At 61.0% G+C, this 8,102-nt stretch carries 6 protein-coding genes; 1 reads left to right on the forward strand and 5 read right to left on the reverse strand.

What is annotated here, in order from left to right; genetic code table 11:
• Positions 1-219: 219 nt before the first annotated feature.
• Positions 220-2,163, forward strand: coding sequence for a putative bifunctional diguanylate cyclase/phosphodiesterase (locus M1B35_RS04475; protein WP_268261332.1), 1,944 nt, complete (start codon positions 220-222; stop codon positions 2,161-2,163).
• Here the strand turns inward: M1B35_RS04475 and M1B35_RS04480 are convergent.
• From M1B35_RS04480 to M1B35_RS04500, 5 genes are all read right to left on the reverse strand, one after another.
• Positions 2,085-3,494 (reverse strand): TolC family outer membrane protein, encoded by a 1,410-nt coding sequence (locus M1B35_RS04480; protein ID WP_123337559.1) that lies wholly within the window; start codon positions 3,492-3,494, stop codon positions 2,085-2,087. The genes M1B35_RS04475 and M1B35_RS04480 overlap by 79 nt on opposite strands.
• Before the next feature lies 1 nt (position 3,495).
• Positions 3,496-4,815, reverse strand: coding sequence for an HlyD family type I secretion periplasmic adaptor subunit (locus tag M1B35_RS04485; protein WP_123337557.1), 1,320 nt, complete (start codon positions 4,813-4,815; stop codon positions 3,496-3,498).
• 19 nt (positions 4,816-4,834) lie between these two features.
• Positions 4,835-6,556: a type I secretion system permease/ATPase gene (locus M1B35_RS04490; RefSeq protein WP_123337555.1), complete on the reverse strand. Its 1,722-nt coding sequence runs from the start codon at positions 6,554-6,556 to the stop codon at positions 4,835-4,837.
• Between the two features lie 309 nt (positions 6,557-6,865).
• Positions 6,866-7,234: a PH domain-containing protein gene (locus tag M1B35_RS04495; RefSeq protein ID WP_268261333.1), complete on the reverse strand. Its 369-nt coding sequence runs from the start codon at positions 7,232-7,234 to the stop codon at positions 6,866-6,868.
• A gap of 27 nt (positions 7,235-7,261) precedes the next feature.
• Positions 7,262-7,591: a hypothetical protein gene (locus tag M1B35_RS04500; RefSeq protein WP_268261334.1), complete on the reverse strand. Its 330-nt coding sequence runs from the start codon at positions 7,589-7,591 to the stop codon at positions 7,262-7,264.
• Between the last annotated feature and the right edge of the window lie 511 nt (positions 7,592-8,102).

An 8,102-nucleotide genomic window follows, 5' to 3' on the forward strand; every position in this document is an offset into this window, starting at 1 on the left:
CAGAGACTCACATCAATGAAAATGCCGGGGCAATGGTGCTTTGGTCGCGATTTTCGGTGCCTTGCCTGGTGGGGCGCCCTATGGGTTTTTTATCGCCGGGATTGCAGAAGCCCCCGCTCAGGCCGATATCAGGTTGAGTTGGGTAAACCCTCCAGCAGTATCGGTATGACGAGTGGGGGATGAGGGTATGAGCCAGCCTGAGTGCAGGGATCAACAACAATGAAAATAACCTTGCTGGGCCGCCTGCGCGGACTGATGTCGGTGCAGAGTGATAATCCACGGTTGCTGCGGGCGCAATTCATCGCCCTGTCTCGGCAGCTGCCCTTGATGTATTTCATGCTGGTGGTCAACACCCTGGCGCTGGCGGCCACCCATTACGGCCTCGCGCCGCTCTGGCTGGTGGTGTACTGCCCGCTGGCGATGACGGTGCTGTGTACCTATCGGGCGACCTTGTGGTGGTGTAGCCGGGCACAGCAGCCGTCTGCGGAGCAGATGTTCCGCTCGTTGCAGCGCACCAATCGCCTGGCCGGGATCATCGCGTTATTTTTTGCCTGGTGGTCGCTGTCGCTGTTTCCCTACGGCGACAGTTACGCCCAGGCCCACGTGGCGTTCTACATGGCGATCACGGTGATCGCCTGCATCTTCAGCATGATGCACCTGCGCCCTGCGGGGCTGATCACCGCGGTGGTGGTGAACACCATTTTCATTCTGTTTTTTGCGTCCACCCGCAACATGACGTTCATGGCCATGGCCATCAACGTGCTGCTGGTGTCCTTTGCCATGTTGTGGATTCTGCAGAACCAGTACCAGGCCTTCACCGAGTTGGTAACCATGCAGGCCAATACGGAACAGCTGAGCAACGAGAACCGCCTGCTGGCCAACCTCGACAGCCTGACCGGACTGCCCAACCGCCGGCAGTTCTTCAGCGTGCTCGAGCAGTCGTTGAGCCAGGCTCGGGCCAGTGGGGCGCGCCTGGCGGTGGGGCTGCTGGATCTGGACGGGTTCAAACCGGTGAATGACCTGTACGGCCACAGTGTGGGTGACAAGTTGCTGTTTCAGGTGGGGCAGCGGCTGCAGGGGTTGCGTGCCCCCGGTATCCACATTGCCCGCCTGGGCGGCGATGAGTTTGCCCTGATCATGACCGAGGCGGTGCACGACGAGCAGGTGCTGGAACTGGGGCGCAAGGTCTGTGCGATGTTGCGCGAGCCCTTCCTGCTGGTGGACATCCCGATCCAGATCAGTGCCTCACTGGGCATCGCCACCTTCCCGGACATGGCTGCCAATGAGACCGAAGTCTACGAATACGCCGACTACGCCCTGTACCAGAGCAAGGGCCAGAAGCGCGGCGGGGAGTGCCTGTTTTCCAGGGAACACCTCAACCAGCTTCACGGTGATGCCCTGATCGAACAGGCGTTGCGCAGGGCCGACCTGCAAGCCGAGTTTTTTGTGGTGTTCCAGCCAGTGGTGGATAACCGTACCCGCCGCACCATGGGCTTTGAGGCCCTGGCCCGCTGGCGCAGCCCGGAATTGGGCAACGTGCCGCCCAGCCAGTTCATCCCCATTGCCGAACGCATCGGCATGATCAATCGCCTGACCCTGCCGTTACTGGAGAAAGCCTTGTATGCAGCGCAGGGTTGGCCCCGGGAGATCGGGCTGTCATTCAACCTGTCGGTGCATGACTGCGCTTCGGCCGATGTGGTCGCGGCGATTATCGAGGTGATCAACGGCAGCGGCTTTGACCCGGCGCGCCTGGACCTGGAAATTACCGAGACCGCAGCGATCCAGGACATCGCCCAGGTGCAGCGGGCCATCGGCCTGTTGCGGCGGATGGGCTGTGGCATCTCCCTGGATGATTTCGGCACCGGCTATTCCAGCCTTAGCCAGATTCACGCGCTGTCACTGACCAAGCTGAAAATCGACCGCTGTTTCGTCACCGACATCCAGCACAACCCGGCCAGTTTCAAGATCGTCAAATCGCTGATTGCCCTGAGCCTGGACATGGGGTTGGAGTGCATTGTCGAAGGTGTGGAAACCCTGGAGGAGCTGGCCGCCCTGGAAAGCCTGGGCTGCACCCTGGTCCAGGGTTATCTGTTTTCGGCACCGATTTCACTGGCCGAGACCGGGCCCTGGCTGGAGCGCACGCTGGCCTTGCCCACCGGTTGAGCGCTGGCCATGGGCGGCACCACCAGCCAGTCATTGGCCTTGCGCAAATCGGCGTCGGTCAGGCGCCCGCTCCAACGGTGCAGCACCAACAGGTTGGTGATGAACTTGTACTGCGACTGGTAGAAGTCGCGCCGGGCGCGGAACTCGTTCTGGATGCTGTCCAGCACGTCTGAAGCATTCTTCTGGTGATACTTGAAGGAAATCTCCGTGGCCTTGCGCGAGGCTTTGGCCGAACTTAGGGCCACCCGGGTCGCCTTGATCCGGCTCAGCCCGGCGGTGATGCCGATGTAGGCCGAGCGGGTTTCCTTGCGCACTTGGCGACGCAGGGCTTCAAGGTCTTGCTGGGCGGCGTCCTTGTCGCCTTCGGAAGCCGCCACCCGGGCGCTGGTGGAGCCACCGCTGAACAGCGGCACTTGCAGGTCCAGGGAGGCAACGAAGTTGTCCGAGCGCGGGGTCAGGGTGCCTTCGTAACCGATGTCGCTGCGCTGGGCCGTGAGGTTCAGGCCCAGGCGCGGCAGGTGCCCGGCCCTGGCTTCGCCGACGGCCGCTTCGGCGGCATTCAGGCTGTGTTCGCGGGCGCGTAGGGCCGGGTTGTTGTGCAGGGCGGCGTCGACCCAGTAGTCCATTTCCTGGGCAGGCAGGTTGAAGGACGGGGTCTTGCTGATGCGCTTGAGGGGCTCCTGGATATCCCGCCCCACCAGCTCGGAGATCGCTTCGCGGCTGATCTGCACTTTGTTCTGTGCTTCGATTTCGTCGGCCACCAGCTTGTCCACCCGGGCCTTGATGTCCAACTGCTCGGGCTTGGTGATCATCTGCGCGGCATACAGGTGGTTGGCCCGGTCCAGGTTCTTCCGGGTCATTTCCAGCTCCTGGCGCACCAAGGACAATTCGTCCTCGGCGGCCAGCACGGTGAAGTAGCGTTCAGTCAGGTCGATGCTACTGAGCACCTGAGCGTCGGCAGACTCGTATTGGCTCTGCTGCGCCAGCTCGGAAAATTTCTGATAGCTGCGCCACACCTGCGGGTCGTAGATCACTTGGTTCAGGGCCAGGGCTGCACGCTTGCCGTTGTATTCAGTGCGGCTCAGGTCATCGTCGCGACGGCTGCGGTTGACGCTGCCGCTGGCGTTGAGCTGGGGCAACATCTGGCCGAAGGCCGCGTCTTTGCGGCCCTCGCCGCTGCGCACCTGGGCCTGGGCCTTGAGCACGCGCGGGTCGGCGCCCCGGGCTTCCTGTTGCAGTTGCCAGAGGTCCAGGTAGTCGGTTTCGGCGACGCTGGCAGCCCAGACGGGCAGGGCGCTGAGGGACAGGCACAGAGCAAGAAAACGCTTCATGTCAGTCCTCGATCAGCGAACGGGCAAAGGCGTTGGTCGCCGGTTGCATCAGGTATTGCAGAAGGGTGCGGGCGCCAGTGTTGATCAGCACTTCAGCCGGCATGCCCGGCACCAGGGCCAGTTTGCCGAGGGCCTTGCGGCCTTCTTCGGTGACGGCGACCCGGGCCAGGTAATAGCTGACGCCGTTGTCTTTGTTGGTCAGGCGGTCGGCGGAGATCTGCACCAGGGTGCCGCCGATCACCGGCGTGGTGCTGCTCTTGAAGGCGCTGAAGCGGATATCCACCGGGCGGCCGACGGCGACGCGGTCGATGTCCATAGGCGATACTTGGGCTTCGACGATCAGTTCTTCGCTGGCCGGCACAATGTCCATCAGCGGGGTGCCGGGGCTGATGACTCCGCCCAGGGTGTGCACGGTCATGCCCATGACCATGCCGGACTCGGGGGCGAGGATTTCCGTGCGCTGGTCGCGGTCCTTCACCGTAGCCAGGCGCTCGCGCAGGTCGTAGACCTTGGTCCGGGTTTCCCCCAGTTGGCCGGCGACGTCGCTGGCAAAGGCTTTTTTCAGTTGCAGGATCTTCAGCTTGGCTTCGCCGATCTGCACGGCGGCGCGGGCGCTTTCCGATTGCTGTTCGGCCACTTCGGCCTGTAAGCGGGAGAGACTGCGTTCCTGGTCGCGCAGGCGTAATTTGTCCACGTAGCCTTCGGCGAGCAGAGCGCGCAAGTCGACGATCTCTTCTTCATAGGAGCGGGCGAGGCTCTGCTTGCTGGCGATGATCGCCTTGAAGCCGCGGATTTGCTGTTCGATCTGGCCGATGGATTGTTCCTGCAGGCCTATTTCACCCAGCAGCGAGGTGCGCCGGGTCTGAAAGATCCGTGCTTCGCTGTCGTGGGCTTCACGCACCCGCGGGTCCTCGGGGTTGAGGCCGGGTACCGGCAGGGGGGCGGGCAAGCCGTCGCGCTCGGCCACCAGGCGCGCCTCAAGTTCCTGGGCGGCAATCAACTGACTGCGCATCATCTCCATTTCGGAGCGTGCCTGGGTGTTGTCCAGCACCATCAGTACATCGCCGGTCTTGACCTGATCGCCGTCACGCACCCGCAGCTCACGGACGATGCCGCCTTCCAGATGTTGCACGGTCTTGCGGTAGCTTTTGACGGTGACTACGCCAGGGGCCAGGGCAGCACTGTCCAGGGGCGCCAGGGTTGCCCAGCCACCAAACAGGCCGAAGGTGAGGAACAGGATCAGGTAGCCGACGCGACGGGTTGGGCGGTCGTCCACTGGCAGGTCGGTGGTTTCAGTGGATAAGGACGTGGAGTTTTGCATGGGATGACTGTTCTAGACCTTATCGTTGCACAGGGGCAGGTTGCGTGGCGGCGGCACCCTGTTGCGTGTTTTGCAGTTTGGCCCAGACCTGGTCCCGCGGACCGTACAAGGCCAGCTCGCCGTTACTCAGCACCAGCAGCTTGTCGACATTGGACAGCACGCTGGGGCGGTGAGTGATGACAAACACGGTGGCGCCGCTTTGCTTGAGCTTCTGCAGGGCCTGGGCGAGCATTTTTTCGCCGACGTCGTCGAGGTTTGAGTTGGGTTCGTCGAGTACCACCAAGCGTGGCTGGCCATACACTGCGCGGGCCAGGCCGATGCGCTGGCGCTGGCCGCCGGAGAGCCCGCCGCCGTTGGCGCCGATCAGGGTGTCGTAGCCGTTGGGCAATTGCAGGATCAGTTCATGCACCCCGGCCATGCGCGCGGCCGCCACCACGGCTTCGGCGTTCAGGTCGCCGAAGCGCGAGATGTTCTCGCTGATGGTGCCTTCGAACAACTCGATGTCCTGGGGCAGGTAGCCGATGTGCGGGCCCAGCTCGTCGCGGCGCCACTGGGTCACGTCGGCGCCGTCGAGGCGCACGCTGCCGGTCAGGGGCGGCCAGACGCCCAGCAAGGCTCGGGCCAGGGTGGATTTGCCGGAGCCGCTGGGGCCGATGATCCCCACCATTTCACCCGCGGCGACCCTCAGGCTCAGGCCGCGCAGGGTCGGCTTGCGGCTTTCCGGTGGAGCCACGCCGAGGTTCTCGATGGAGATCGCGCCCTGGGGCGCCGGCAGCGACATGCGTGGTGGTTCGGCGGCGATCTTTTCCAGTAACTCATGCAGACGCGCGTATTGCGAACGGGCGCCGACAAAGCCTTTCCATACCCCGATCAACTGGTCGATAGGTGCCAGCGCTCGGCCCAGGAGGATCGAGCCAGCAATCATCAGGCCCGAGGAAATCTCGTGCTGGATCGCCAGGTAGGCACCCAGGCCGAGAACCAGGGATTGGACGATCTGGCGGAAGGTCTTGGAAATCGCCGAGATCGCCCCGGCACGGTCGCTGGCCGAGCTTTGCAGGGACAGCACCTTGTGCACCCGTGCGCTCCAGCGTTGGCGCAGGTGGCCGAGCATGCCCATGGACTCCACCACCTCGGCATTGCGCAGGCTTTTATTGGTGAAGCTGGTGGCGGTCATGTGCTCGCGGTTGGCGGCATGCAGCGGGCCATTGGTCAGCTTGTCGTTGATATAGGCCAGGCCGGCCAGCAACAGGGCACTGATCACGCCCATCCAGCCGTACCAGGGGTGGAACATGAACATCACCGCCAGGTAGATGGGAATCCACGGGGTGTCGAAGAAGGCGAATAGACCATTGCCAGTGAGGAACTGGCGCAGGCTGCTCAAGTCGCTCAACGGCTGGGCCGAAGCGTTCATACCGCCGGTGTTGAGGGCCTGCTTGAAACTGGCGTCGAACAGCCGTTGTCCGAGCAGGGTTTCCAGGCGGGTACTGATGCGCACCATGATCCGCGAGCGCACCCACTCCAGGCTGCCCAGAGTCACCATCAACAACAGCATGATCAGGGTCAGCATCAGCAGGGTCGACAAACTGCCGCTGCCCACGGCGCGGTCATACACCTGAAGCATATAAAAGGAGGGAACCAGCATCAGCAGGTTAACGAAGAAACTGAAGAAACCGACTGAAAGAAAGCTCCCTTTGCACACGGCAAGCGCTTGTTCCAGCTCGGTTTTTTGAAGTGCTGACATGGATTTATAACCTCAGACCCGCCCTGGGCCAGTCCGAAAAAACGTTGGCCGCGGGAGATTACTCTCGTGGCGAAAAAAAGTCAGGCCGCAACCAAAGGTCGCGGGCTGATTGGCGAGGCTTTAAAGCCCTCGCCGGGTGCTCTTTGGCAACAGCAGTGGTGCAGAGGCTTTAGTCAACGTCGGTAAAATAGAGTGCTGGCTGTCTCTAGCAACGAAGCATAGGTGGCTTTTGCGATAGAGATATGAACCGGGCTGAGAGGATTAGGGTTTGGCTCAGGCCTTCAGGTCGCAATCATTGCCGGGGGGAGGTCAAAGCAGGTGCTTGGAAATCAGCTTCGATATCTCAACCATTGAGGTCTTGCCGGTGAACTCGAATTTCACTTTTCCCAGGGATGAGAAGTAGATTTCCAGCTCTGAATCCAGATCAAAGGTGCCTGAGGTTTCCACGGAGTACGCGACGATGTTTTTGTAGGGCAGGGAGGTGAAGTCTTTTTTACTGCCTGTAATGCCTTGCACGTTCACGGCGATGATCCGCTTTGTGGTGAACACCACACCATCGCGCATGGACTTGTAAGCGTCGACCACTTGCTCGTCGTCCAGCAGCAGGGACGTAACGCGTTCGGCGTACTCATGGTTCTGCTTGAGCTTGAAGAAGCCTTTGTTGTTGAAGTCGATCATGGGGCAGTCCTTGTGTTTGAAAAGCCTTCACTGAATGTCTTTCAGGTAATCCTTGAGCAGGCCAAGTGGAGCGTTCAGTGCTTCCATTGTTTGTGCCTGGCGAACCTCTGCGGCCAGCCGCTGTAGCTCGCGCCCGAGTACGGTATCCGCGCCGCCCACTGTCTTCAGCGCCAAGCTCAGGGGGACATCCACTTTGAGTTGGATGGCTTTGACATCGGCAGCGCGCACCAGCAAGCCGAAGACTTCCCGTTCATACTCGGCCATAAGCTGATCGTCCCTTAAGATTGGGCTGGCGCCTTCGGTCTCATAAGCCAGTTTGAGGGCAAAAAGCGCAATGGCTTCCAGCGTCAATTCCATCGTCCAGGTTCCTCTGCTGTTGCGGTTGGGCGGCGATCATCACTTTTCCGTGAGTGAAAAAAAAGGCCTTGCTGGGTAGGGCCTTTCTTCTTCTGGGTGACGGGCGAGCACGCACCGCTATTAAGTCGGTGTCGGTGTTTTCATATGGTCGGCTTTCTCTTGCCTTATATAAGAGGCGTAGCCCGCCTCATCTGCCCAGTCGGCTAAGCGCTGTGTCCTGAGCGGTGCTATTAAAGAAGCGTCTCTATAGCGGCGCGGGCATGCTGCCCGTTGCCCTCGTGCTTTGTATGGGGAGCAGCAGCTTTATATAGGGGAAATCCAGGTTCTTTGATCAGGGAAAAGAATTTTCAGATTAGGGGGTTGACGGTCGTGTGTAACGCTGTAGAATTCGCCTCCCGCTAACAGTGATCGGAAGCGAAGTGGTTGAAAGTTGTTAAGGAAATCCTTGAAAACTTCTGAAAATAATCACTTGACAGCAAATGAGCTGCTGTAGAATGCGCGCCTCGGTTGA

The organism is Pseudomonas morbosilactucae (assembly GCF_023241665.1).
In the GTDB taxonomy this organism is placed as follows: Bacteria; Pseudomonadota; Gammaproteobacteria; order Pseudomonadales; family Pseudomonadaceae; genus Aquipseudomonas; species Aquipseudomonas morbosilactucae.

Excerpts from the sequence above, each read along its gene's own strand:
- M1B35_RS04495 (WP_268261333.1), bottom strand. The coding sequence starts at position 7,234 with ATGATCGACTTCAACAACAAAGGCTTCTTCAAGCTCAAGCAGAACCAT.
- M1B35_RS04475 (WP_268261332.1), top strand. The coding sequence starts at position 220 with ATGAAAATAACCTTGCTGGGCCGCCTGCGCGGACTGATGTCGGTGCAG.
- M1B35_RS04500 (WP_268261334.1), bottom strand. The coding sequence starts at position 7,591 with ATGGAATTGACGCTGGAAGCCATTGCGCTTTTTGCCCTCAAACTGGCT.
- M1B35_RS04490 (WP_123337555.1), bottom strand. The coding sequence starts at position 6,556 with ATGTCAGCACTTCAAAAAACCGAGCTGGAACAAGCGCTTGCCGTGTGC.
- M1B35_RS04485 (WP_123337557.1), bottom strand. The coding sequence starts at position 4,815 with ATGCAAAACTCCACGTCCTTATCCACTGAAACCACCGACCTGCCAGTG.
- M1B35_RS04480 (WP_123337559.1), bottom strand. The coding sequence starts at position 3,494 with ATGAAGCGTTTTCTTGCTCTGTGCCTGTCCCTCAGCGCCCTGCCCGTC.